This window comes from Streptomyces sp. NPDC088785 (genome assembly GCF_044750685.1).
GTDB lineage: Bacteria > Actinomycetota > Actinomycetes > Streptomycetales > Streptomycetaceae > Streptomyces.
Window position 1 is genome coordinate 265,316 of the sequence record NZ_JBIVKH010000004.1, and the last position, 24,558, is coordinate 289,873.

At 73.7% G+C, this 24,558-nt stretch carries 22 protein-coding genes and 2 riboswitches; of the genes, 8 read left to right on the plus strand and 14 right to left on the minus strand.

Annotated elements, in window-relative coordinates; genetic code table 11:
- Position 1 precedes the first annotated feature (1 nt).
- Complete coding sequence (locus ACIP5K_RS15190) at positions 2-853, minus strand: helix-turn-helix transcriptional regulator (RefSeq protein ID WP_401409554.1); 852 nt, start codon at positions 851-853, stop codon at positions 2-4.
- Positions 854-938: 85 nt separating this feature from the next.
- On the opposite strand from ACIP5K_RS15190, the gene ACIP5K_RS15195 reads away from it, so the two are divergent.
- The gene (locus ACIP5K_RS15195) at positions 939-1,721 is read left to right on the plus strand and encodes an SDR family NAD(P)-dependent oxidoreductase (RefSeq protein WP_401409555.1); all 783 of its coding nucleotides are present in this window, start codon (positions 939-941) and stop codon (positions 1,719-1,721) included.
- A gap of 92 nt (positions 1,722-1,813) precedes the next feature.
- Here the strand turns inward: ACIP5K_RS15195 and ACIP5K_RS15200 are convergent, their stop codons facing one another.
- From ACIP5K_RS15200 to ACIP5K_RS15230, 7 genes are all read right to left on the minus strand, one after another.
- Complete coding sequence (locus ACIP5K_RS15200) at positions 1,814-2,587, minus strand: enoyl-CoA hydratase/isomerase family protein (protein ID WP_401409556.1); 774 nt, start codon at positions 2,585-2,587, stop codon at positions 1,814-1,816.
- A 14-nt stretch (positions 2,588-2,601) separates the two neighbouring features.
- Positions 2,602-3,852 (minus strand): cytochrome P450, encoded by a 1,251-nt coding sequence (locus ACIP5K_RS15205; RefSeq protein WP_401409558.1) that lies wholly within the window; start codon positions 3,850-3,852, stop codon positions 2,602-2,604.
- A gap of 93 nt (positions 3,853-3,945) precedes the next feature.
- Positions 3,946-5,340 (minus strand): cytochrome P450, encoded by a 1,395-nt coding sequence (locus tag ACIP5K_RS15210; protein WP_401409560.1) that lies wholly within the window; start codon positions 5,338-5,340, stop codon positions 3,946-3,948.
- Positions 5,341-5,428: 88 nt separating this feature from the next.
- Complete coding sequence (locus ACIP5K_RS15215) at positions 5,429-5,989, minus strand: GTP-binding protein (protein WP_401409561.1); 561 nt, start codon at positions 5,987-5,989, stop codon at positions 5,429-5,431.
- A gap of 1 nt (position 5,990) precedes the next feature.
- Complete coding sequence (locus ACIP5K_RS15220) at positions 5,991-6,377, minus strand: DUF742 domain-containing protein (protein WP_401409562.1); 387 nt, start codon at positions 6,375-6,377, stop codon at positions 5,991-5,993.
- Complete coding sequence (locus ACIP5K_RS15225) at positions 6,370-7,215, minus strand: roadblock/LC7 domain-containing protein (RefSeq protein WP_401409564.1); 846 nt, start codon at positions 7,213-7,215, stop codon at positions 6,370-6,372. Before ACIP5K_RS15225 ends, ACIP5K_RS15220 begins: the two co-directional genes overlap by 8 nt.
- Positions 7,212-8,447, minus strand: coding sequence for an ATP-binding protein (locus ACIP5K_RS15230; RefSeq protein ID WP_401409566.1), 1,236 nt, complete (start codon positions 8,445-8,447; stop codon positions 7,212-7,214). The genes ACIP5K_RS15225 and ACIP5K_RS15230 overlap by 4 nt, the downstream gene beginning before the upstream one ends.
- Before the next feature lie 559 nt (positions 8,448-9,006).
- Positions 9,007-9,077, plus strand: a riboswitch (cobalamin riboswitch).
- 62 nt (positions 9,078-9,139) lie between these two features.
- Between ACIP5K_RS15230 and ACIP5K_RS15235 the strand changes: the two genes are divergently transcribed.
- On the plus strand, positions 9,140-9,361 hold the full coding sequence (locus tag ACIP5K_RS15235) for a CbtB-domain containing protein (RefSeq protein ID WP_401409568.1): 222 nt from the start codon (positions 9,140-9,142) through the stop codon (positions 9,359-9,361).
- Positions 9,362-9,386: 25 nt separating this feature from the next.
- A complete protein-coding gene (locus ACIP5K_RS15240; RefSeq protein ID WP_401409570.1) occupies positions 9,387-10,142 on the plus strand; it encodes a CbtA family protein in 756 nt (251 codons plus the stop codon).
- 441 nt (positions 10,143-10,583) lie between these two features.
- Here the strand turns inward: ACIP5K_RS15240 and ACIP5K_RS15245 are convergent, their stop codons facing one another.
- The gene (locus tag ACIP5K_RS15245; protein ID WP_401409572.1) at positions 10,584-11,243 is read right to left on the minus strand and encodes a histidine phosphatase family protein; all 660 of its coding nucleotides are present in this window, start codon (positions 11,241-11,243) and stop codon (positions 10,584-10,586) included.
- A 276-nt stretch (positions 11,244-11,519) separates the two neighbouring features.
- Between ACIP5K_RS15245 and cobF the strand changes: the two genes are divergently transcribed.
- Positions 11,520-12,431: a precorrin-6A synthase (deacetylating) gene (gene cobF / locus ACIP5K_RS15250; protein ID WP_401409574.1), complete on the plus strand. Its 912-nt coding sequence runs from the start codon at positions 11,520-11,522 to the stop codon at positions 12,429-12,431.
- Between the two features lie 33 nt (positions 12,432-12,464).
- Here the strand turns inward: cobF and nrdR are convergent, their stop codons facing one another.
- The gene (gene nrdR, locus ACIP5K_RS15255) at positions 12,465-12,926 is read right to left on the minus strand and encodes a transcriptional regulator NrdR (RefSeq protein WP_401409575.1); all 462 of its coding nucleotides are present in this window, start codon (positions 12,924-12,926) and stop codon (positions 12,465-12,467) included.
- Positions 12,927-13,160: 234 nt separating this feature from the next.
- Positions 13,161-15,479: a 5-methyltetrahydropteroyltriglutamate--homocysteine S-methyltransferase gene (gene metE / locus ACIP5K_RS15260; protein WP_401409577.1), complete on the minus strand. Its 2,319-nt coding sequence runs from the start codon at positions 15,477-15,479 to the stop codon at positions 13,161-13,163.
- A gap of 160 nt (positions 15,480-15,639) precedes the next feature.
- Positions 15,640-15,876, minus strand: a riboswitch (cobalamin riboswitch).
- Between the two features lie 222 nt (positions 15,877-16,098).
- On the opposite strand from metE, the gene ACIP5K_RS15265 reads away from it, so the two are divergent.
- The 4 genes from ACIP5K_RS15265 to ACIP5K_RS15280 all read left to right on the plus strand — a co-directional run bounded on the left by ACIP5K_RS15265 (position 16,099) and on the right by ACIP5K_RS15280 (position 19,390).
- On the plus strand, positions 16,099-16,533 hold the full coding sequence (locus tag ACIP5K_RS15265) for a sortase-dependent protein (protein ID WP_401409579.1): 435 nt from the start codon (positions 16,099-16,101) through the stop codon (positions 16,531-16,533).
- Between the two features lie 21 nt (positions 16,534-16,554).
- Positions 16,555-17,250, plus strand: a complete 696-nt coding sequence (locus ACIP5K_RS15270) for an RNA polymerase sigma factor (protein WP_401409581.1) — start codon at positions 16,555-16,557, stop codon at positions 17,248-17,250.
- Complete coding sequence (locus ACIP5K_RS15275) at positions 17,247-17,684, plus strand: hypothetical protein (RefSeq protein ID WP_401409583.1); 438 nt, start codon at positions 17,247-17,249, stop codon at positions 17,682-17,684. The genes ACIP5K_RS15270 and ACIP5K_RS15275 overlap by 4 nt, the downstream gene beginning before the upstream one ends.
- Before the next feature lie 92 nt (positions 17,685-17,776).
- Complete coding sequence (locus ACIP5K_RS15280) at positions 17,777-19,390, plus strand: Na+/H+ antiporter (RefSeq protein WP_401409584.1); 1,614 nt, start codon at positions 17,777-17,779, stop codon at positions 19,388-19,390.
- A 48-nt stretch (positions 19,391-19,438) separates the two neighbouring features.
- Here ACIP5K_RS15280 and ACIP5K_RS15285 read toward each other — a convergent pair whose 3' ends face one another.
- From ACIP5K_RS15285 to ACIP5K_RS15295, 3 genes are read right to left on the minus strand one after another with little or no spacing between them, the layout of a single operon-like run.
- Positions 19,439-19,900 carry an SUKH-3 domain-containing protein gene (locus ACIP5K_RS15285; protein WP_401409586.1) on the minus strand — a complete coding sequence of 154 codons (462 nt, stop codon included), beginning with the start codon at positions 19,898-19,900 and terminating at the stop codon, positions 19,439-19,441.
- Complete coding sequence (locus tag ACIP5K_RS15290) at positions 19,897-23,718, minus strand: DUF6531 domain-containing protein (protein ID WP_401409588.1); 3,822 nt, start codon at positions 23,716-23,718, stop codon at positions 19,897-19,899. Before ACIP5K_RS15290 ends, ACIP5K_RS15285 begins: the two co-directional genes overlap by 4 nt.
- Entirely contained in the window at positions 23,715-24,464 is a 750-nt protein-coding gene (locus tag ACIP5K_RS15295; RefSeq protein ID WP_401409589.1) for a WXG100 family type VII secretion target, read from the minus strand. The genes ACIP5K_RS15290 and ACIP5K_RS15295 overlap by 4 nt, the downstream gene beginning before the upstream one ends.
- Between the last annotated feature and the right edge of the window lie 94 nt (positions 24,465-24,558).

Consider the following 24,558-nt stretch of genomic DNA (forward strand, 5'->3'; position numbering starts at 1 on the left):
GCTACAGCCGGTAGTCGGCGGCCCGGGGCCCCAGCACGTTCAGCAGGGCGAGCGCCTCCGCGGCGGGCGACCCGGCGGGCGCGCTGTACAGCACGAGGTGCTGGTCGCAGTCGGTGAGGGCGAGGCTGTCGCAGTCCACCGTGACCTCCCCGACGACCGCGTGGTCGAACGTCTTCGTCAGCGTCGGTGCGGCCTGGACGTCGTGCCGGTCCCACAGGCGGGCGAAGTCCGCGCTGCCCGCGCGCAGTTCGGCGACCAGCCGGGTCACGTCGGGGTCGCCGGGGTAGCGGGCCGCGGTGGCGCGCAGCCCCGTCACGACGTGGTGCCGGAACTCGGTGGCGTCCGACACCCCGTACAGGGTGCGGCCGGGATCCCGGGCCCCGAGGAACGCGCGGCGCGCCAGATTGCGGTCCTCGCGGCCGACGGACGCGAAGTCCTCCATGAGGGCGGCGGCGAGGGAGTTCCAGGCGAGCACCTCGAACGTCGCGGACACGACGATGCCCGCCGTCTGCGGCAGCCGCTCCAGGAGTACGAGGATGCTCGGCCGCACCTCCCGCCGGTGCAGCCGGTCCCGGGTCGGCGCGGTGCCCGCCAGGACGTGCAGATGGTCGGCCTCGGCGTCCGTGAGCCGCAGCGCACGCGCGATCCCGGCCAGCACCTCGCCGGACGGCCGGGGCGCGCGGCCCTGCTCCAGCCGCACGTAGTACTCCGTCGAGATGTGCGCGAGGACGGCGGCCTCCTCGCGGCGGAGGCCGGGGGTCCGCCGCCGCGGTCCCGAGGGGAGGCCCACGTCCTGCGGCGCGAGCCGCTCCCGGCGGCTGCGGAGGAACGCGCCCAGCTCCTGTCTGTCCATGACACCAGTGTGCCGGGAGGACGGCGGCGCATCCTGGTACCACCTGTGCCTGTATCCGCCGGGCCGCCGGTCCAAGACTGTGGACATGAAGCACACCAATGAACTCATCACCGCAGGACTGCTCACCGGCAAGGTCGTCCTCATCACCGGGGCCAGCCGCGGCATCGGCGCCGCGGCGGCCGTGCTCTTCGCCCGCGAGGGGGCCGAGGTGGTGCTCGCGGCGCGCGGGACGGCCGCCCTCGAAGAGATCGTCGCCGGCATCCGCGCGCAGGGCGGTGGCGCGCACGCGGTGGCGATGGACCTCGCCGACCGCGGCAGCGTCCGCGCCGCCGTCGACCGGGTCGGGGACCTGTACGGACGGCTGGACGGCGCCTTCAACAACGCCGCGGCCATCCAGCGCCCCGGCCCGCTCGACACCACCACCGACGAGGACATCGACGAGCAGTTCGCCGTCAACTTCCGCGGGCACTGGGCGGCCATGAACGCGCAGGCCGCCCTCATGCGGCGCAGCGGCGGGGGCGCCATCGTCAACACGTCGAGCATCGGCAGCCGCCGCGCCAATCCGGCCCTGCCGGCGTACGGCGCGATGAAGCGGGCGCTCAACAGCCTCACCGAGACCGCGGCGGTGACCTGGGCCCCCGACGGGATCCGCGTCAACGGCATCACCCCGGGCGGCACCGACACCGAGATGATCGAGGCGTGGGAGGCGGCGACGCCCGGCATCAAGGAGCGGCTGACCGCGTCCGTCCCGCTGGGCCGGATGGCGGAGCCGCGCGAGGTCGCGGAGGCGGCGGCGTGGCTGCTCAGCGACCGGTCGGCGATGGTGACCGGCGCGGTGCTCCCGGTGGACGGCGGGGCCGGCGCCTGACGGGCGCGCGCCCCGGCGACGGACGGGCCGGCGCGGTGCGTGGCGCGGCCCGCCCGGCGCGGGCGGAGGACGGTGTCGCGGTGCGGGGTGCGTCAGCGGGCGCGTACCACCTGCGCGGCGAGCAGATGGGAGTCGAGCAGGGTGATGTCGGCGGTGCGGTCGGCGCGGGAGTAGCCGGCCAGCATGCGTTTCGTCATGACCAGGGCTTCCGGCGAGCGTCGGGCGAGGGGCCTGGTCCAGGCGGTGACGGCGCGGTCCAGCGCGTCGGCGGGCGTCACCTTGTGCAGCAGCGAGATGCGGTGCGCGGTGGCGGCGTCGAACGTGTCGCAGGTCAGCATGAGTTCGCGGATCCTGGCGGCCCCGCCCTCGGAGATCAGGCGGCCCATCGCCCCGCCCCAGGCCGGCGGCAGGCCGAGGCCCACCTCCGGCATGCGGAACCGGCAGGTGTCCGCGCCCGCCCGCAGGTCGCAGTACGAGGCGAGCGCGAGACCGGCCCCGACGACCTTGCCGTGGAGCCGGGCGATGGTGACGGCATGGGTGCTCTCCAGCGCCTGGCACAACCGGTGGGCCTTGTCCGCGATGCGGCGCAGGGCCGCTCCGCCCGGATCCTGGTCCATGGCCGCCTGGAACTCGGCGCGGTCGGCGCCCAGGCAGAAGTCCTCGCCCATCGACGAGAGCACCAGGATGCGGATGTCGGGGCGTTCGTGGAGATCGTTCAGCACCGCGATGAGGTCGTCGAGGACGGCGACGCTCAGGGTGGGGTCCTGTCCCTCCGGGTCGAGCCGGACGTGGAGCACCGGACCGTCCTGCTCGACCCGTACGGCCTTGGGGGAGACCGGGGAGAGGAAACGATTCTGTTCAGTCATGCCTGTCATCTCTGTCATGCGAGGGCGACGTCCAGGTTCAGCGGGCGCCGGAAGGCCACCCGGGGCGCCCACGTCGGGGGACGCACCAGGGTGAGGCGGGGCAGGCGCCGGGTCAGGTGGCGGAGCAGCGTCTGGGCCTCCAGCCGGGCCAGCGGAGCGCCGAGGCAGTAGTGGATGCCGCCGCTGAAGGCCAGGTGGGCGGGTTTGCGCAACGGGTCGAAGCGGTCGGGGTCGGCGTGCCGTGCCGGATCGCGGTGGGCCGCCGCCACCAGGAGGTGCGCCATCTCGTCCCGGCGGATCTCGCGCCCTCCCAGCACCGTGTCCCGGGCGGCGACCCGGCTGATGACATGGGTGGGCGGGTCGTAGCGCAGCGTCTCCTCGACGAATGAGGGGACGAGATCCGGGCAGGAGGCGATGAGGTTCCAGCGGTCCGGCTGCTCGACGAGCCGGAGCGCCACCATCGTCAGGAGGGTCGAGGTCGTCTCCAGGGCCGCCAGCACGACGAACAGCGCGAGCAGGTAGACCTGTTCGTCGGCCTCGGCGCGGTCCGGCTCCACGGCGTCCCACGCCCGGATCCACCGGGAGACGGGGTCGGTGCCCGGCCGGTCCCGTCTGCCGTGCACCAGGTCGACGAAATAGGTGCGCAGCGCGGCGGTGGCCGCGTCCGAGCGGGCCAACTGGGTGGCGGAGGGCAGCAGTTCCTGGGTGAAGACCTGCTCGTGCGTCAGGTCGCGCAGCAGCGGCCAGTCCGTGGCGGGCAGGCCGAGCCAGTGGCCGATGGTCGCGACGGGAAGTTCCTCGCTGACCAGGGTGGCGAAGTCGGCCTCGCCGTCGCGGAGCCGGTCGGCCAGGTCGTCGAGCAGCCGGTGGGTGACCTCGTCGAGGGTCCGGCCCATGTCCTGGACGGCCGTGCGGTCGAATCCGCCGGCGGCGCGGCGTACTCGGGTGTGGTCCGGGGGGTTGAGCGCGGGCAGGGTCCTGCCCATCTCCCGGGAGGAGGGGGCGTTCCAGCGCGTGCCGGCCCCCTGCCGTTCTCGCCAGTGCGCGTCCGGTTCGAGCCATTCGCGACTTCTCAGTATCTGGTCGCACAGATCGAATCCGGTGACGAGGGAGCCGCCCCACGGGGCGGGACCGACGGCGCCGCCCCGCTCCGCGAGTTCTGCGTAGAAGGGAAAGGGATCGGCCTGCCCGGCCGCGGTCCTGAGGCGGGAGAACAGTGAGACCGCGGCCCGGCGGTCGTACGGCCGGGCGGAGACAACTCCCATGGCGGAAGCTCCTTTCTGAGCGTCAGCCGCCATGAATACCCACATGATCGTTCAACCATCCAATAACCCACTGTTCTCATTGGGTTACTTGGGTCACTCGCCTCTCGTCCAGGCCACGAAGCGGCTGAACAGGCCGCCCTTGCGCTGCGGTTGCCGCGTGGCGGCGGCCCCGGCCCCGCTCTGGACGCCCTGCGCGCGGTACGCGTCCGCGGGCGCGGCCGCCGCGCCGGCGCCCGACGCCGCCGACGGCTGCCCGGTGTCGCCCAGGGCGTACGGCACGGCCCGCGAGGTGAAGCGGACGGGGAGCGTCACCAGTGAGCGGCTCCACGGCGAGGGCACCCAGGCGAGGGTCGCGAACGGCTGGCGCAGCTCGACGTCCGGCAGCCGCTTGAGCAGGGACTCGACGGCGGTCACCGCGATCATGAACGCCGGGTCCTTGGCGGGGCAGGCGTGCGGCCCGGCGCCGAAGCCCAGGTGGGCCTTGGCGCTGAGCTGTTCGCGGTGCACGTTCAGCTTGGGGTCGGTGTTGGCCGCGGCGAAGGAGATCAGCACCGGGTCGTTGGCGCGGACCACCCGGCCGCCCAGCTCGACGTCGTGCGTCGGGTAGTGGGCGGCGTAGTTGGCGATCGGCGCGTAGTTCCACAGCGTGTGGGAGACGGCGCTCTCGACCGGCAGCCCGGCCTGCCACTCCTCGCCGAGGTACAGGGCGCTGCTGGTGCCGATGGCGGCCGCCAGCGGGGCCGTGCCGCCGGACAGCAGGGTGACGAGCTGGTGGAGGACCTCCTCGTCCGACAGCTGGGCCGGGTGCTGCATCAGACGGGTCGTCAGGTCGAGTCCCGGGCTGCGGTGCTTGAGGGCGATCAGCTCGGCGAGCGCGCCGCCGAGGACCTCGTCGGCCCCGGGCGTGCCCTCGAAGATGCCGCTGATCCCGGCGATCACCCGGTCGCCGAGCTCGGGCGGGCAGCCGAACAGCTGGCTGAAGACCAGCAGCGGCAGCGGCTGCGCGTAGGACGCCATCAGCTCCGCCTGGCCGCTGGGGTCGGCGCTGAAGCGGCCGATCAGGTAGTCGGCGGACTGCTGCGTGAGCCGGACGACCTGGCGCTCGTCGACCGTGGCGAGGCTCTCGGTCACGACCTGGCGCAGCCGGGCGTGCGCGGCGCCGTCGCTGAACAGCGCGTTCGGGCGGTAGCCCATCATCGGCAGGGCCGGGCTGTCGGCCGGGACGCGGCCCTCGTTCAGGGCGTTCCAGCGCCGGGAGTCGCGGACGAAGGACGCCGGGTTCTGGAGGATGTACAGCGCCGCGTCGTAGCTGGTGACCAGCTCGACCTCGACGTCCGGGGCGATGTCCACCGGTGCGCTGGGCCCGGACGCGCGCAGGTGCGCGTAGTGGCCGTCGGGGTCGGATCCGAACGCGGAGCCGTACAGGGGGACGTTCCCGTGCGCGGGGCAGCCCGGCGGTATGTGCGAGGACTCGGTGGGCTGTTGCATTTCCGTGCTCCTAGGGCCTGGCCGGCGGCGCGGGCCGCGCGTGGGTGGTGATCACTGGTCGGTGCGGGTGGGCGGGGGAGGACAGGCCCTAGGCGAGCAGGGTCATCAGGTGCTCCACCAGGGTGATGAGCGCCTGCCCCGCGGACTCCTCGTCGCGGACGTCGCAGCCGACGACCGGGGTGTCCGGGGACAGGTTCAGCGCCTCGTGGACCTCTTCGAGGGGATAGTCGGCGGTGCCGTCGAACCGGTTGACACCGATCGCGTAGGTCAGGCCGAACCGCTCCACGAGGTCGAGGACCGGGAACGACTCCTCCAGGCGCTCGGGGTCCACGAGGACGAGCGCGCCGAGCGCACCGCGGGACAGCTCCTCCCACATCTCCTTGAAGCGCTCCTGTCCGGGCGTGCCGAACAGGTAGAGGACGAGCGAGTCGCTGAGGCTGAGCCGGCCGAAGTCCATGGCCACGGTCGTGGTCGTCTTGTTCGGCACGCCCGAGAGGTCGTCGAAGCCGACGCTGGCCTCGGTGATCTCCTCCTCGGTCCGCAGCGGCTCGATCTCGGAGAGAGCGCCGATGCAGGTGGTCTTCCCGACGCCGAAGTGCCCCACTATGAGGATCTTCACCGCGGTGGAGACGTCTGGATCCAAGTACACGTTACGCTCCGAATCGCTTCTTCCTCAGGCCATCGAGGACGGCGCTGACCAGCTCTCTGTCCACCTTCTCGGCGCTCGGAATGGGTTTCCTGACGAGGACCAGGCCGCTCTCCTCCAGCTGTGCCAGCAGGATGCGGACGATGCCCAGCGGCAGGTGGGTGTGTCCGGCGACCTCGGCGACGGACAGGAAGCCGTTGGCCACCAGGTCGAGGACCGTACGGGCTTCGGGGGACAGCGCGCGCACGGCGGTCTCGGCGTCGCGGGCTGCCGTGACCAGGGCGGTGTGCGCGTACTGGTGCTCGGGCGGCAGCGCACGGCCGTTCGTGATCACGAAGAGCGGGACTAACGGAGCGGTGAGTTCCAGGCCCTCGTCGGGATCGTCAGACACGGCCGGCCCCTCCTCCGTGCACGGACGGCGCGGTCAGCTCGGGCACCGTCTGGTGCAGCCGGGTGGTGAACTCCTCGATGTCGCAGTCGTGTTCGGCGGACGCGGCGAGGAAGGCGCCGTCGCCCGCGGAGATCAGGAAGATCCAGCCGTGCGAGAACTCGATGACCGTCTGCCGCCACGTCGGATGCCCGACGGTGCCCGCGAACTGGGCCGTCACCCGGCTGTAGGCGTGGATGCCGGTCATGGCGGCGGAGATGGTGTCCGCCAGGTCCCGGCTCATCGAGGAGGTGGCCCCGCGCGGCAGTCCGTCCCCGCCCAGCAGGACGGCGTGCCGGGCGCCGGGCACGTCCGCGACCGCCCGGTCGAGTGCGGGCAGCACGAACCCGGAGCCGCCGGTGGCAACGAGCCGGTCCGCGGGGGCGCCGCCGTCCGTGCCGCTCGGGTCCGTCGGGACCCGGGGCGGCGAGGTGAGGTTGTTGCCGAGGCGGGCCACCAGCCGGTGCATGCGGAAGGAGATCTGCTGCATGTCGACATCGGGCTCGGCGGCGGCGGCCAGGTACGCGCCCTGCCCGGCCCCGATCAGGAAGATCCAGCCGTGCTCGAACTCGATGACCGTCTGGCTCCACTCCCCGTCCTTCGCCGGGCCGGCGAAGTGGGCGGTGGCCCGGCTGAGGGACTGCATGCCGGCCATCGCCGCGGAGATGGTGTCGACGTCCTTCGGGTCCAGACCCTCCGTCGAGCCGCGGGGCAGCCCGTCGGCCGACAGCAGGACGGCGTGCCGCGCCAGGGGCACGTTCTGCACGATGTCCTGGAGCATCCAGGACAGGTCCGGTGTCATTCGTCTTCAGACCCTTCGGCGGACGAGGTGTCGATGCGGCGGGCCGAGAGCGTTCCGCGTTGCAGGGCGCCCAGGCTGCGGCCGGAGGTGCGCGGCGCGCCCTCGGAGCCTGCGAGGCCGGACCGGCGGGCCGGCGCGTCGGGCACGCTCGCGACGGGCGACTGGCGCTCCCCCCGCTTCGGCAGGCCGTGCACCGTGCGCTTGGGGGGCTCGGCGCGCGTCTCGGTACGGGCTTCCGCGGGCGCCTCCGCCCGCTCGGCCGGCGGCGCGGCCGGGGCGGCCTGGCGGATGGGGCTGACGGGGGCCTCGGGCCTCGGCGGGGTCTCCTCCATGGTCCACAGCTCCTCGGGCAGCAGCACGACCGCGCGGACACCGCCGTACCGGGACACTCCGGTGACGTCCACCTTGAAGCCGTACTGACGGGCGATCAGACCGATGACGGGGAAGCCGAACTTGGGCTGGGTGCCGAGCTGCGACAGGCGGGGCACGTCGTCGCCGGAGAGCAGCGCGGTCGCGCGCTGGCGGTCCTCGTCGCTCATGCTGACGCCCGCGTCGTCGATGATGATGCACAGATTGTTCTGGATGCGCTGGAAGTTGACCTCGATCGGCGCGTCCTGCTGCGAGAAGCTGGCAGCGTTGTCGAGGAGTTCGGCGACGGCGAGGGCCACCGGGGCGACCGCGGACGCCTTCAGCGCGAGACCGGGCTGCTGCATGATCGCGACCCGGCTGAAGTTGCGGATCTGGCCCTGGGCGCTGCGCACCACGTCGTAGACGCTGGCCGGCCGGCTGCGGCGGCCGAGGGGCGCGCCGCACATCACGGCGATGCCCTGGGCCTTGCGGGCCATCTGGGCGTTGGAGTGGTTCACGTCCAGCAGGTCGCTGAGGACGGCGTGCCCTCCGTACCGCTGCTGCACGCCGTGCAGCAGGGTGGTCTGCTCGGCCGCGAGGCTCTGCAGGAAGCTGGCGGCACCCTTGAGGACCGCCTTCGTGTTCTCCTCGGCGTCTTCCTTCGCGGCCAGGATGGCGCTCTCGCGCTCGGTCCAGATCCGCTGCAACTCAGCTGATGAGCCATGAAGTTGACGTTCCAGGGCGCTCAGCTGCTGACGCAGGTCGGCCTCCGACCGCTGCTTCTTCGCCGCGAGCGCTCTACTGCGGATGGTGAGGGCCACGACGGCGGCGACGGATATCGCCGCAATCGCCAACAGGCACCACACCAGTGCGTCTCGTGTCATGGAAACCTTTCTCGGCGCATGGCGACAGATGCACTTCGTCAGGGCCCGCGACACGGCCCAGAGCGTCACCCGACCGGCGATGCACACACGGGGGCACATCGCAAGGAGGCGCGCGGGACGATGTGGATCAAGATCGCGGATGCCGGGATGCTATCACCGTGATCCCCCCTCAGATTCCGCGCCCACAGCGGCCTTTGGGGGCGGGGGGACGGGCCGCCGGGGCGCGCGCGGAGAGGGTGCCCGGGGCCCGGCCCGACGGCGCCACCAGCCTCAATGCGCCGGTTTTGACAGCGCGTTGACAAAAGTGGGTGGCGAGGGGCGGTGAGAGGGTGGGCTCATACCTCTAGGGGGTATGGGGTGTAGCGGAGCCCGCCCGTCCGCCGTGAAGGGCTCTTTTCGGCCAGCTCGACGGCCGAATTTGGCCGGAAGGGATCCTGGCGGGAGCGGCGGCCGGGGCGGGCCGGGTCCGGAGGCGCCCGGGAGCGCGGCCCGGAGCCGGGTGGTCTTGGCCATGAACGCGACAGAAGGTAATGTCAGGGCGTTATCGACGACGGTCGACGGAAGCCGGTGAGAATCCGGCACGGTCGCGCCACTGTGATACGGACGCCTCGCGCGCCCGCTGAGTCAGACCCGTGACGGTCGTCCATGTGCACCACCGAGACGGGACGCGAACTCCCGAAGGAGGCCCAGCCATGGCGCAGCATGTCGCCCAGCCGACCGCCACCACCCCCGCCATACCGGCCAAGCTGCCGCTGAAGGCCATCGCCCCCTGGGCGGCGTTCTTCGGCGTCCTGATGTTGGTCCTGCTGTACTTCGTCGGCGCCGAACAGGGCGCCACCTCCGTGTTCAGCGGGGCGGGTGTCCACGAATGGGTGCACGACGCCCGTCACCTGCTCGGCTTCCCCTGCCACTGAGAAGGCGGAGGAACGTCGCGCTCCCATGAACTCGACCACCGTACGAAACCTGCTCGTCCGGGGCATGCTCGCCGGCCTCGCCGCCGGCGTGCTCGCCCTGGTCATCTCCTACTGGCTCGGTGAGCCGCTCGTCGACAAGGCGATCGGCTTCGAGGAGGCCCACGCCGGGCACGCGCACGGCGACGAGGTCGAACTCGTCTCCCGCAGCCTGCAATCGACGGCCGGACTCGCCACCGGGGTCCTCGTCTACGGCGTCGCCTTCGGCGGCATCGCCGCACTCGCCTTCTGCTTCGCGCTCGGCCGGGTGGGACGCTTCGGCCCCCGCGCGACCGCCCTGCTGCTGTCGGGCTGTGCGCTGGTCGCCGTCTACCTCGTCCCGTTCCTGAAGTACCCGGCCAATCCGCCCGCCGTCGGCAACCACGACACCATCGGCAAACGGACCACCCTGTACTTCCTCATGATGGTGCTCAGCATCCTCCTCGCGGTCGCGGCGACCATCCTCGGCAAGCGACTCGCGCCGCGCCTGGGCACCTGGTGGGCCACCGTGACCGCCGTCCTCGCCTTCGCCGTCGTCATCGCACTGGCCTTCCAGTTCCTGCCCGCGATCAACGAGGTGCCCGAACACTTCCCGGCCTCGGTGCTCTGGCGCTTCCGGGTCTCCACGCTGGCCATCCAGATCACGCTGTGGACCGGATTCGGGCTGCTCTTCGGCGAGTTGGCCGAACGGCTGCTCAACCCCGGGCCCGCCCCGGTCCGCCGGGCGGTACCCGCGGCGAACTGAACAGGCCGTTCGCGCAGCCGGATCGAACCTGAGCAGAGGGCCCGCGGAACCATCCGCGGGCCCTCTCGCGTCGAACCGGGGCCCCGCGGGTCCGGCGCACGGAGCGAGGAGCCGAAGGAGCGGAGCGCCACGACCGCGGGCACATCGTGCTCGACCACGGGCACATCGTGCTCGACCACGGCACATCGTGCTCGACGGTCGCGAGGCGATCGCCGTCACCGTCGAGGAGTACGGCCGGCTCGTCGCGAGCGGACGGCGGATCGGCGGCCGGAGCGCACGGGTCCGCGTCCTGGCCCGGCAGGCCAAGCGGACCGCGCGCCCGCTGGCGGACCTGGAAGCACTGCGGGCGACTGCATCGGGACCACCTGCGCCATACCCCGGGCGCGGGCCGCCCCCCGATCCCGGCTGCCCGCGGTGCGCCCTCGCCAGGGCGCTGCGCCGCTACCGGGACGACGCCTCCTGGGAGTCCGCGCCGGTGGCGGAGCCGGGCGCCGTCAGCGGCCGTCCGCAGCGCACGTTCCACCGGCCCGCGCGCCCGCTCAGCTCGGTGACCGTCAGCGGCGCCACGTCGCAGCGCCAGTACGCCGACAGCGGCGCGCCCAGGGCGTGCACCACGGCCGCGCGCACCAGCTCGGGCTCCACCACCCCGATCACGAGCCCGGCGTCCGCCCCCGCCGCACTCCCGCCGGGCGCGCCGGGAACCCCGGGTGCGTCGAGCGCGTCCAGCCAGCCGGCCACCCGCGCGCACACGTCCGCCACCGACTCCCCGCCGCCGGCCCGGAACGCGGGATCGCCGAGCCAGCGGCCCACCTCCTCCGGCGACGACCCGCTCACCTCGGCCAGGGTCCGGCCGCGCCAGCTCCCCGTGTCCGGCGCGGCCAGCGCCTCCGGCGTCGACGGCGCGCCGAGCCCCAGCAGCGCGGCCGTCTCCCGGCAGCGCGGGCTCCCGGATGCCACGGCACGCGCGGGCGCGGGCAGTGCGGGCGCCGCCGCGCGGGCGGCCGCCCGGCCGGCGGGATCCAGCGCGGCCCCGTCGTCGAACCGGGCCTGCCGCAGCGAGGCGTTCAGGGCGGGCGGGACGAACCAGACACGGCGGGTCACGACGCGTTCCTTCTTTCCGGGTGAGCCTTCAGGAGAGCCTTCGGGGGAGTGCGGGAGAGCCACCCCGGGAGAGTCCAGGGGAGTCCAAGGGAGTCCAGGGGAGTTCGGCGGAGGAGGTCGGGGAGCCCCCGGCGGGCGCCGGTCCCCGCGGCGTGGCGAACCTAGCACCCGGCCCGTACCGGCCCCCGCCCGCCACGGACCTCCCCGCCACGCCCGACCTGCCCCCACTCAGGGGCCCGCACGGAGACGGCCGCCGGGTACTGCGAGACTGTCGTCATGGGCACGCAGAACACGGGCACGCAGCACGCGCACACGCAGGACGACGCGCACACAGCGGACACGCCGCACACGTCGGACACACTGGAGACGCCGGACGCGTCGGACACACGGCAGCGCACCATCCTCGTCATCGGGATCGGCGCCGGCGACCCCGACCACCTGACCCTCCAGGCCGTGAAGGCCATCCGGCGCGCCGACGTCTTCTTCGTCGTCGGCAAGGGGGCCGACAAGTCCGCGCTCACGGACCTGCGCCACCAGATGCTGGAGGAGCACGCCGAGGCCCCGTACCGCGTGGTGGAGGTCGAGGACCCGAGCCGCAACCGCCGTCCCATGGACCGCTCCGCCTACACGTCCACCATCGAGGACTGGCGCGCCCGGCGCGGCGACCTCTTCGAGCGGCTGATGCTGGACGAGCTGGAGCCCGGCGGGACCGGAGCGTTCCTCGTGTGGGGCGACCCGTCGCTCTACGACAGCACCCTCGGCATCCTCGCCGACATCGGGACCCGCGGCCGGGTCGACGCGGCCGTCGAGGTGATCCCCGGCATCACCAGCGTGTCCACGCTCGCCGCGCGCCACCGCATCCCCCTCAACCAGGTCGGCCGCCCCGTGCACATCACCCCGGCCCGCCGGCTGCCCGAGGTCGACCGGCACGACGACGGGGACGTCGTCGTCATGCTCGACGGCGGCGAGTCGTTCACCCGGGTCGAGGGCGCGGGCCGGTGGATCTACTGGGGCGCCTACCTGGGTACCCCGGACGAACTGCTGATCGCCGGGCCCCTGGACGAGGTCCGCGACCGCATCCGGCAGGTGCGCTCCGAGGCCCGCGCGCGGCACGGCTGGATCATGGACACCTACCTGCTGCGGAACCCGGACGGGCCGGGCGAGCGGCCCGCGCCCGCCACGGACTGACCACCCCTCCACGGACTGACCACCCCGCGGTGGTCAGTCCACCGCCTGGCCGCACTTGGCCCGCAGCTCCGCGATGGCGTTCTCGAAGTCGCTGAGGGACTCGAAGGCGCGGTAGACGGAGGCGAACCGCATGTAGGCCACCGGGTCCAGCTCGCTGAGCGGCTCCAGAACGGCGAGCCCCACGTCATGGGTGCTCAATTGGGCGCTCCCCGCGGCCCGCAGGTTCTCCTCCACCTGCTGGCCGAGCCGGTCGAGCATGTCCTCCGTGATGGGACGCCCCTGGCACGCCTTGCGGACACTGCTGACGATCTTGGTGCGGCTGAACGGCTCGGTCACACCGCTGCGCTTGACCACGAGCAGGGAGTACGTCTCCAGCGTGGTGAAACGGCGCTGGCAGTGCGCGCACTGCCGGCGGCGGCGGATCGATGTGCCGTCATCGGTCGACCGGCTGTCGATGACACGGCTGTCGGGGAGCCTGCAGAAGGGGCAGTACACCGTTCATGTCCTCTCGGATTGCCTCGGACCGTGGGGTGCGTGTCCGGTGTCCGGCCGATCGTGGAGCGACGCTCATGGTAACGCAACTGACCTGCAGTTTTTCTCGAACTCGGCCGATTCTGCCCGCATTCGGCACGCGCGCGGCCGGCCGGGCGGGACCCGGGATGTCCGCTCCGACCTGCGCGTCGTCACCGGGCCGGGACACCGTTCGGGTCCCGGCCCGGTGACACCGGATCAGGCCGGACCGAGCTCCCCGCGCACGGTCCGCGCGGCCGACACCAGGTTCTCCAGGGACGAGCGGGTCTCCGGCCAGCCGCGGGTCTTCAGGCCGCAGTCCGGATTGACCCACAGCCGCTCGGCCGGAATCGCCTCAAGTCCCTTGCGCAGCAGGGCCGCCGCCTCCCGCGCGCTCGGCACGCGCGGCGAGTGGATGTCGTACACCCCGGGACCGGCCTCGCGCGGGTAGCCGTGCGCGGCGAGTTCCGCGGCGACCTGCATGTGCGAGCGCGCCGCCTCCAGGCTGATCACGTCGGCGTCGAGGTCGTCGATCGCCTGCACGATGTCGCCGAACTCGGCGTAGCACATGTGCGTGTGGATCTGGGTGTCCGGCCGCACGCCCGCGGTGGTCAGCCGGAACGCCTCCGTCGCCCAGTCCAGGTAGGCGGCGCGGCCGGCGGCCCGCAGCGGCAGCGTCTCGCGCAGCGCGGGCTCGTCGACCTGGATGACCGGGGTGCCGCTCGCCTCCAGGTCGTGGACCTCGTCGCGCAGCGCGAGCGCGACCTGGCGCGCGGTGTCGCCGAGCGGCTGGTCGTCGCGGACGAAGGACCAGGCGAGCATGGTCACCGGCCCGGTCAGCATGCCCTTGACGGGGCGCTCGGACAGCGACTGCGCGTACGACGTCCAGCGCACCGTCATCGGCTCGGGACGGGAGATGTCACCGGCCAGGACCGGCGGCCGGACGTAACGGGTGCCGTAGGACTGCACCCAGCCGTGCCGCGTCGCCAGAAAGCCGGTGAGCCGCTCCGCGAAGTACTGCACCATGTCGTTCCGTTCGGGCTCACCGTGCACCAGGACGTCGATGCCGGTCTTCTCCTGGAAGGCGACGACCTCGCGGATCTCGTCCCTGACGCGCTCCTCGTAGCCCGCGGTGTCGATCCGTCCCGCACGCACATCGGCGCGCGCCGTGCGCAGTTCGGCGGTCTGCGGGAACGAGCCGATGGTGGTCGTCGGCAGCAGCGGCAGCTTCAGCCGGGCGCGCTGGGCCGCCGCCCGCTCGGGGTACGGCAGCGAGCGCCGGGTGTCCGCGCCGGTGACCGCGGCGGCGCGGGCCCGCACCGCGGGGTCACGGGTGAGGGGCGAGGTGGCACGGGAGGAGAGCGCCGCACGGTTCACCGCCAGCTCCGCGGCGATCGCGTCCGTGCCGCGGGCGATCCCCCTGGCGAGCGTGGCGACCTCCGCCGTCTTCTGGCGGGCGAAGGCGAGCCAGCGCAGGATCTGCGGGTCGATCTCCCGCTCCAGGGCGGTGTCCAGCGGCACGTGCAGCAGCGAGCAGGACGCGGCGACGTCCACCCGGTCGGCGAGCCCCAGCAGGGTGCCGAGCGTGGCGAGGGACTTCTCCAGGTCGTTGACCCAGATGTTGCGGCCGTCGACCACGCCGGCGACCAGCCGCTTGCCCGGCAGCCCGCCGACGGCGGCGAGCGCGTCCAGTTGGCCCGCCGCGGCGCCGGTGAAGTCGAGGGCGAGACCCTCGACGGGCGCCTTCGCCAGCACCGGCAGGGCGTCGCCGAGCCGGTCGAAGTAGGAGGCCACCAGCAGCCGGGGCCGGTCGCTCGCCCCACCCAGCTCGCGGTAGGCCCGTTCCGCGGCGTTCAGTTCGGCCGGCGTGCGGTCCTGCACCAGCGCGGGCTCGTCGAGCTGCACCCAGTCCGCCCCGGCGGCCCGCAGGTCGGCGAGGACCTCGGCGTACACCGGCAGCAGCCGGTCCAGCAGGGTCAGCGGGTCGAACCCGGCGGCGACGCCCGGAGCGGGCTTCGCCAGCAGGAGGTACGTGACGGGGCCGACCAGGACCGGACGGGCGGCGCGGCCCTCGGCGGACGCCTCCCGGAACTCGGCGACCTGCCGGGCGGAGTCGGCGCCGAACACCGTGTCCGGTCCCAACTCGGGCACCAGGTAGTGGTAGTTCGTGTCGAACCACTTGGTCATCTCCAGCGGCGCCACGTCCTGGGTGCCGCGCGCCATCGCGAAGTAGCCGTCCAGGGCGTCGGCCTCGACGGCGGCCCGGTGGCGCTCGGGGATCGCGCCGACCATCACCGTGGTGTCCAGGACGTGGTCGTAGTACGAGAAGTCGCCGGTGGGGATCTCGTCGATGCCGGCGGCCGCCAGCTCCGCGCGGCGGGCGCGGCGCAGCCCGGCGGCGGTGTCCCGCAGGGCGTCGGCGGTGACCCGGCCCTTCCAGTACCCCTCGACGGCCTTCTTCAGTTCACGGTCGCTCCCCTGACGGGGGTAGCCGTACACGGTGGCCCGTGCTGCCGCGGCTGCGGTCCTCGTGGTCACGGAGTTCTCCTTCGAGAGACGTATCCCTGGGATCCCGAGGACCCGAACGCGTGAAGGAGCGACAGAAACGGCGGGGCTCCCCGCGCTGTGCCGCGCGGCCGTCCGCCGGATATGCACGCCGACCCGCCCACGAGGTCACCGGGATGTCCGCGCACGCGTCGTACGCGCACGGGCAGTTGGCAGGTCTTCGGACTCGCGGGCGCGTTCTCCGTACGGTTCGTCCGGACGGAGGACATCTACTGGCCGTCGCTTCCCAGGTCCCGTTCCTCGGGCCCAGTGCGTATGACGGCGGTCGTTCCCACTCACCGCTGCGGGGCAGTCCCGGATTCCCACCGGGTTCCCTCTTGCGACGCATCCCGCCTGGCGGACGGGGCGAACCAGCTGCGGGGCCCACCCTACGGGCCCGCCGTCCGCGATGGCCAGACTGGGGCCCCGGCGCCCGCCGCGCTCCCGGCGAAGAAATCTCTCCGAGCGCGGCAACCCGCGGCGGGCTCGCGCGTCGTGTGGAGGTGAAGGGCGCCCTCCGGCGCCCCGTCCCGACCCTCCCGACCCTCCCGACTCGTCCCCGTCCCCCCGACGGCCCCGACCGTCTGCCCGTCCCGACATGTGGAGTACGACCGTGAACCACCTCGTCCCCGTCCGCAGCGCCCTGATCGCCACCGGCCTGCTGGCCGCCCTGGCCACGACGCCCGCCGCCCACGCCGCCCCGGCCCACGCGTCGGCCGCCCCCACGGCCGCTGCCACGGCCGCCGCCACCGCCACGCCGAGCCCCGTGCCCTCCGCCCCCGGCACCGCCGCTCCGACCCCGGCCGCCAGCGAGCCGCCGTCCGACGCGCCCTCGGCCGCGCCGGCCGCCCCGGGGAAGGCGGGGAGCGAAGCCCCCTCGGCGGCGCCCGGCGGCACCGCGGCGCCCGCGCCCGCCCCCTCCCAGGACGAGCTGGCCCACACCGGCGCCTCGCGGACCGGCACCACCGCCCTGGGCGCCGGGGCCGCCGTCCTCGTCGCCGGCGGGGCGGGTGCCCTCTTCGCCGCACGCCGCCGCTCGCACCGCTGACACCCGCCCCGAGGAACCCCCGTGCACAGCCCCGCAGCCATCGAACCCGCCCACCGGCCCCGGCCGTTCACGCTCCCGCACGGCCGGGGCCGCCCCGGGTGGCGGGAGGTGCTGCGCGGGCTGCTGCGCCACGACCGCGGCACGCTCGAAACGGCGCCGGGACCGGACACGCCGCCGCACACCTCCGCGTACGGCGGCACGCGCCCGTACCCGCCCGCACGGCCCGAGCGGCCGCCCACGATCAGCGAGCTCTACCACGCGCACCGGCTGCGCATGGTCCGGCTCGCGGTGCTGCTCGTGGACGACCTGTCCACCGCCGAGGACGTCGTGCAGGACGCGTTCACCGCGCTCTACCGACGCCACGGCGAGCGGATCACGGAGGTCGACAACGCGCTCGGCTACCTGCGGACGTCGGTCGTCAACACCGCCCGTTCGGTGCTGCGCCGGCGCCGCACGGCCCGCGCCTGGACCCCGCCGCCGGCCGGCGAGACGCCCTCCGCCGAGGAATCCGTCGTCCTCGACGAGGCGCACCGCGAGGTCCTCGCCGCGCTCGCCCGGCTCACCCCGCGCCGCCGCGAGGTCCTCGTGCTGCGCTACTGGGCCGACCTCAGCGAGGCCGAGATCGCCACCACCCTCGGCATCAGCAGGGGCGCGGTGAAGTCGAACGCCAGCCGCGCGCTGGACGCACTCGAAAAGATCCTGGAGGGCCGGATATGACGCCCCGACCGCCCCGCCCCCCATGGCCGGACCCCGCCGGACGGCCCGCCCGGCCGACCGAACGCCGCCTGCACGACGCGCTCGCCGCCCGCGCCGACGCCGTCACCGTCCGGGCGTTGCGCCCGGCCGCCCCGCCCGGACCCCACCCGCGCCGGCCGCCCCTGCTCCACCACGTCCGGCGCCGGATCGCGCTGCCGCTCGCCGGGCTCGCCGCCGCCGCGGCCCTCGTCGCCGGCTGGTCCGCCCTGGCCCCGGACCCGGAGCCGCACCGCGTGCCCGCCCCGCCGGCCGCGCCCGACGGCCGGCCCACACCCCGCCCCACGCCGCCGACACCGTCCGCCTCGCCGCCGCCGTCGACCGCGGTGCCGTCACCGTCGGCCCCGGCCGACGCGGACCGGGGCGCCCCCTCGGCGACGCCGAACACCCCCGGCTGACCCGACACCGGCACACCGGCGCGGTCTTCCGCCCGGGCACACGGCACAGTTGGGGCAGCACCGTGTCGGTGCCGTGCCTGAGGGAGGAACGCGTGCTCGGTCTGGAACTGGTCGTGCTGTTGGGGATCGCCGTACTGGTCGGCTCCGCGCTCGGTGACCGACTGCGCATCGCACCGCCGGTGGTGCTCATGGTCATGGGCGTGCTCATCGGCCTGATCCCCGCGCTGCGGGAGGTGGAACTGCCCTCCGAGGTGGTGCTGCTGCTGTTCCTGCCCGTGCTGCTGGCCTGGGAGAGCCTCAACACCTCCCTGCGCGAGATCCGCCGCCACCTCACCGACGTCGCCCTCGCCGCCACCGTGCTGGTCATCGCCTCGGCCGCGTCGGTGGCCTGCGTCGCGCACGCGCTCGGCATCGGCTGGGGACCCGCCTGGGTGCTGGGCGCGGCCGTCGCCCCCACCGACGCGACGGCCGTCAACGTCGTGGCCCGGCTGCTGCCGCGCCGGGACATCACCCTGCTGCGCGCCGAGAGCCTGCTCAACGACGGCACGGCACTGGTCGTCTACGGCATCGCCGTCGGCGTCACCGTCGGCACCGAGGACGTCACCGTCCCGCACGTCGGCTGGCTGTTCGTCCTCGGCTACGGCGGCGGCGCGCTGATCGGCCTCGCCGCCGGCACGGTCGTGCAGTGGTTCCGCGCCCGCATGGCGCAGGCCGACGCGCTGCGCGGCCAGGTGCTGTTGCTGCTCGCCCCGTTCTCCGGCTACCTCGTCGCCGAGCGGATCGACGCCTCGGGCGTGGTCGCCGTCGTGGTGTGCGGGCTCATGCTCAGCCAGAGCGGTCCGCGCACCGTGCGCGCCGAGGTCCGGGTCCAGGCGCAGAACTTCTGGCAGGTCGCCACCTACCTCCTCAACGGCTCCCTGTTCGTCCTCATCGGCGTCGAGCTCGACTTCTCCCTGCGCACCATGGGCGATGACGAGATCCCGCGCGCGATCGGCACCGGGCTCGCCGTCGCCGGAACCATCGTCGCCGTGCGCTTCGCCTACTACTTCGGGGTCGCCGGCTTCTTCCGGATCGCCCGCCGGGGCACCGCTCGCGCCTCCGGCACCACGTACTCCGGCCGCCGCCTGACGGTGAGCGCCCTGTCCGGGTTCCGCGGGGCGATCTCGCTGGCCGCCGTGCTCGGCGTCCCCGCCCGCCTCGACGACGGATCCGCCTTCCCCTCCCGGCAGCTCATCGTCTTCGTCACCGGCGTCGTCATCGTCGTGACGATGGCGCAGGCGCTCGTCCTGCCGGTGGTGGTGCGCTGGGCGCGCATCCCGAACGACCGCTCCGTCGCCCGCGAGGAATGGCTCGCCGAGTCCGCCGCCCTGGAGTCCGCGCTCGCCGCGCTGCCCGACCTGGCCGGCCGCCTGGAGACGGCGCCCGCCATCCGCGAGGCGATCGAGCGCTCGCACCGGTTGCAGGCCGACACGGTCGCCCAGCGCTGCGCCACCGTCCCCGACGACCCCGAGGAGCGCGCCCTGCACCCGCGCCGCCTCACCGACGACCACACCGCCCTCAGCCTCGCCCTCCTCGCCGAACGCCGGTCCGTCGTCGTCCGGCTGCGGGACACGGGCGACATCGACGACACGGTGCTGCGCCGCATCCAGGGCCGCCTGGACACCGAGGAACTGCACCTGCTCGGGCACGTGCCCGCGGGGGAGTGAACGCCCCGGCGGCGCCCGCCCCTATGGCTCGGAAGGGCTCAGAAGGGCTCAGAAGAAGGTCTTGTCCCAGTCGCCCGCGACCAGCGCGCGGACCGCGTCCTCGAAGCCGGCGCCGACGCGCTGGAACCCGGCGTCGCCGTAGAACAGGACCTCGCCGTTCTCCGCGACCAGGACCGCCTCCTCGGTGGAGAACACGGTGCCGACCAGCAGGACCGGGAAGCCGAGCCGCTTGCCGAGGACCCGCACGGCCCGGGGCGTGGCGTGGGTGGACTCCAGCGTCGGCTCCACCGCCGTCGTCAGGACCTGCTCCCGCTGCCGCCACCGCCAGGTCACGGTGATCTCGCCGTACCGCTCCAGGAAGGCGCGGAGCCCGGGGGTGACCTCGTAGCCGTCCTCGGCGTACCGCGCGCACGCCTCCTCGACGTCCAGCGCGTGCAGGGTGAGGGACGCGGTCCCCGCCAGGTCGTCCCGCAGCTGTCGGAGCGCCGGGTGCTCCCTGGTGTCCGTCATCCCGTCAGCACCTCTCCCGCGAAGTCGGGAACCCAGGTCGAGCAGTTCTCGCACATCTTGAACTTCTTGCCCTTCGTGTTGACGGTCACCAGATCGATGTTCTTGGGATCCGCGCCGTCCTTGATCGCGTTGGTGAACATACGCGGTTCACCGCACACCCCGGGCGGCCGCCCGTCCGCCCGCTGGGACTCGGCGGGCAGGGCCTCGCTCACGGACTGGTGGTGTCCGGTCTCCGGGCCGCTCTCGCCGTAGTAGACCCTACCGGTGGTGCGGTCCTTGCCCACCGAGTAGGCGCCCGGCGGCAGATCGTCGTCGCCGGTCGCCGCCGCGACCTCCTGCGCCCGCTGCTTGCCCTTGGCCATCAGCTCCTTCTTGAGGGCGTCGGACGGGTCCGGCATCAGGCCGAGCGGGTCGCACCAGGTGTGCGGATTGTGCACGTAGGCGTCGGGGTTGGGCCCGGGGCCGAGACCGAGCGGGTCGGGCGTGGTGTAGCGGGCCGTCTCGGGGTCGTAGTACCGGTTGAGGTTGTAGTGGAGCCGGGTCTCCGGGTCGAAGTACTGGCCGGGAAAGCGCAGCGGCGTGTACGTCGTGCCGCCGGCGGCCCACGTGGTGCTGCCCCACAGCGTGCGGACCGCCCGCCAGGCGATGGTGTCGGTGGCCGGGTCGACCAGTTCGGTCGGGGTGCCGACGAGGTCGGTGACGATCGCGAAGAACCGCCGGTCGATCTGCTCCTGCGGGGTGTCGGCGCCCGCCGGGGTGGTGATGGTCTCCGACTGGGCGAGCGGGTGCAGGCCCCGGTGGTCCCAGGTCATCGTGTACGGGCCGGGGAGCGACGGCGCGTGCACGGTCTGCTCGACGAGGGTCGACCCGTCCCAGGTGAAGTCCGTGCGCTCCGCGACGGTGACACCGTCCGCGCCGAGCCGCTCCTTGGCGGTCCGGCGGCCGAACGGGTCGTAGCGGTAGCGCCAGCGGATGCCGTCCGGCGTGGTCACCCCGGTGAGGCGGTCCTCGGCGTCCCAGGTGTAGCGCCACGTGGCGGGCTTCCGCGACAGCCGGGTGATCTGGCGCAGGACCGTGCGGCCCGCGCCGTCGTACTCGTAGCGCACCCGGCCCGCGGCGTCGAGCCGGCCGCCGGTGAGGGTGCGTGCCCCGAGCGCGGCCTCCGCCTCGGGCGCGCCGGCGGCGGGCCAGACGGCGTCCGTGAGGTTGCCGACCGGGTCGTAGGCGTAGCGCTCCGTCCAGTCGGCGTGCACGGCGGTGACCCGGCCCGCGCCGTCGAGATCGAAGGTGCGGGGACCGGCCAGCCGGTCCTCGATCCCGGTCACGGACCCGTCGTCGCGGTAGTGGTAGTCACGGCGTTGCAGCACCGACCCACCGGAGCGCAGGATCTGGCCGGTCAGCCGGTGCTCGGCGTCCCGGGCGCTGGACAGGGTGAGCCGCCCGCCGATGGTGCGCTCGCTCTCGTGGCCCGCCGCGTCGTAGGCGAAGTCGATCCGCCCGCCGGGCGTCGTCAGCGAGGTGCGCCGGCCCGCCGCGTCGTACGTCCACGCGCTGGTGTGGCCGCGCGGGGTCGTCCGCCCGGTGCGCCGGCCGACCGCGTCGAGCGTGTGGCGGAGCGTCTGCCCGTCGACCGTCTCGTCGAGCAGGTTGCCCAGCGCGTCGACGGTGCGCACGAGGTCCGTGTCGGGGCCGGTGGCGCGGACCAGATGGCCGGCCTCGTCGTAGGCGTAGGTGGTCACCGCGCCGTCGGCCGTCTTGGCCGTCAACTGCCCGACGACGTCGTACGTGTACTGGATGCGCTGGCCCAGCGGGTTGGTCCGGGCGACGAGCTGCCCGGCGGCGTCCAGCTGGTAGCCGACGCTGCGGCCGTCGAAGTCGGTCTCGGCGACCAGCTGTCCCGCGGCGTCGTACGTGTACGTCCACGCCCGCCCGAGCGCGTCGGTGACGGAGACCAGCTGCATGTGCGCGTCGTAGGCGAACGTCAGCCGGGTGCCGTCCGGGTCGACGCGCTCGGCGAGCGTCTCGAACGGCGTGTACGCGAACCGCGTGACCTGGCCGATCCGGTCGGTGTGCGCGAGGACGTTGCCCTCGTCGTCGTACGTCCAGCTCTCGGTGGTGCCGTCGGGCGCCGCGTACGACGTCAGCCTGCCCTCGACGGTCCAGGACAGCCGGGTGACGCCGCCCAGCTGGTCGGTGACGGCGACGACCCGGCCGAAGGCGTCGCGCTCGTAACGGCTGGTCGCCCCGGCCCGGTCGGTGAACTCGACGGGCAGCCCGGCCCGGTTGCAGCGGATCCGGGTGGCGTGGCCGAGGGCGTCCGTCACGGCGGCGAGGTGCCCGGCCTCGTCGTAGGCGTAGCGGGTGGTCGCCCCGGTCGGGTCGGTGACCGAGGTGCGCCGCCCCGCCCCGTCGTAGGTCTGGTGCCAGGTCCGCCCGCCCGGCCGGGTCAGCAGCGTCGGACCGCCCGCGTCGCTGAAGTACGCGGCCGTGGACCGCTGTCCGTCGGGCCGGACCACCCCGATCAGCGCCCCCGCGTCGCCGTACTCGTACCGGGTGGTGCGCCCGAGCGGGTCCGTCCGCGACACCAGCCGGTCGTAGGCGTCGCGCTCGAAGCGGGTGGTGTTCCCGAGCGGATCGGTCTGCGCGACGATCTGCGCGTGCTCGTTGACGTGGTAGCGGGTGGTGCGGCCGAGCGCGTCGGTCTCGCTGTGCACCTTCAGGCCGGTGGCCGGATCGGGCTCGCCGTAGTCGAAGCGGAAGGCCAGCGAGCCGTCGGCGCCGCCCTCCGTGACGACCCGGTCCCGCTCGTCGTACACGTACCGGTAGCGGGTGTTGTTGCGGTCGGTCCACGCGACGATCCGGCCCTGCTCGTCGTTGGTGAAGCGCAGCGGGCGCCCCGAGGAGTCGTACACCCCGCTGAGATGGCCGCCCACATAGTCGTAGCTCTTCAGCAGCGCGCTGTCGCCGCCCGCCCCTGCACCGGCCAGCCGCAGCGCGGTGATCCGGCCCGCGTCGGTGTCGACCAGGACGCGATAGCCGCCCGAGTGCGTCATGCTCAGCGGGGCGCCGTCCGCCGCGTAGCCGAAGTCGACCCGGTGACCGGCCCGGTCGCGGATCCCGGTCAGCAGCGCGGTCCCGGCGTCGGGGCCGGCGCCGAACTCCCGGACCAGGCCCGAGACGACGTCGGTCAGGGTGTACTCGCCGTCGTGGTCGCCCGCCCGCAGGTCCAGCCGGGCACCGGCCGACGCCTGCACCGCCTCGTCGCCCTCCGGGTGCGGATACGCCTGCGCGACCCGGTCCGCGCCGAGATGCACGACCCCCTCGGCGTCGGTCTCCAGCCGCTCGTCGAAGGTGCACACCCAGTGCGGGCCCATCCAGCGCCCGGCCCGGTACCCGGACTCGTACGAGCGCGTGAACAGCAGCGCCAGGGAGCCGGGCAGGGACAGGTCCTGCTGCTCGATGAACATGCGGCCCGTCGCCATGTCGACCGGCTCGCCGCCCTGGCACACCGACTCCGGCGGGCGGCCCGCCTCGCGCGGGTCCCGCACCTGCTCGCGGCCCCCGTGACCGCCGCCGGGACCCCGCCCGGCCGCGCCGGGGTGCGGGCCCGGGAGGTCCTCCTTGCCGCCGCCCTTGAGGATCTTCTCCAGCTCGGCGGCGTGCCTGGCGTCGTTCTCGACGTGGTTGTCGGCGACCTTCCGCAGCCGCTTGCCTGTGTCCTGGTAGAAGTCCCTGACGGCCTTCCCGGCGTCCTCGCCGATGGCCTTCGCCATCTTCTGGGCCCCGCTCTCCAGGGCCTTGACGATCTGGTTGCTCACTCGAACGTCACCCCGGCGAGCTTCGTTTGGAACGCCTGCGCGTGCGCGACCACCGTCTCGGCGTGGCCGCGCATCAGCTCGGCGTGCGCGTGCATCTGCTCGGGGTGCACCGAGAAGCCCTCGCCGACCGCACCGCCGCCCCCGGCGGAGACGCCGAGCGCGGACTCGGCCGACTGGAACACCAGCCCGGACACGGCCCGGCCGACCACGTCCACCAGCGGATCCATGGCGGCCTCGATCACCTGCCCGACGATGTACTGCTCCAGCTGCTGTTCGAGGAGGTCCATCAGCTTCTCCGCGGCCTCGACGACCAGCACCTCGGCCGCCTCGGCGAGGCCGAGGGTCGCCACCGCCGCCGCCTGGTCGGCGACGAAGGTGGCGGCCAGCACCACCAGCTCCGCGATCGCCTCGGCCTTCATCGCCACGATCACATCGGCCGCGACGTCGAGCGCCGTCGCGACCGTGTGGCAGGCGCCGACCAGCTCGGACATGTGACTGTTCGACAACTGCGCCCACTTCGCCAGCAGCGCGTCGTAGGACGCCCCCTGGTAGGCCTCGCCGAGCCGCTTGACGGTCGCCGTGGACTCCTGGTGCGTGTCGTCGACGTTCTCCGCGAACTCCCGCACGTGCGCGGCGAACTCACGGACCCTGTCCTCGTCGACGTTCGGCCAGTTCACACCGATGAACTGGAGGAACGACACCACTTCCCCCGGCAGTTCGATCGCCATCCGGCCCCCGTCCGTCATGTCTCGGACAGCTCATCAGGCGGGCCGCACATGACGGGGCAATGGGAAGGCAAACGTCCCAACAAGAGCACGTCATCGACGTGCCAACCAGCAG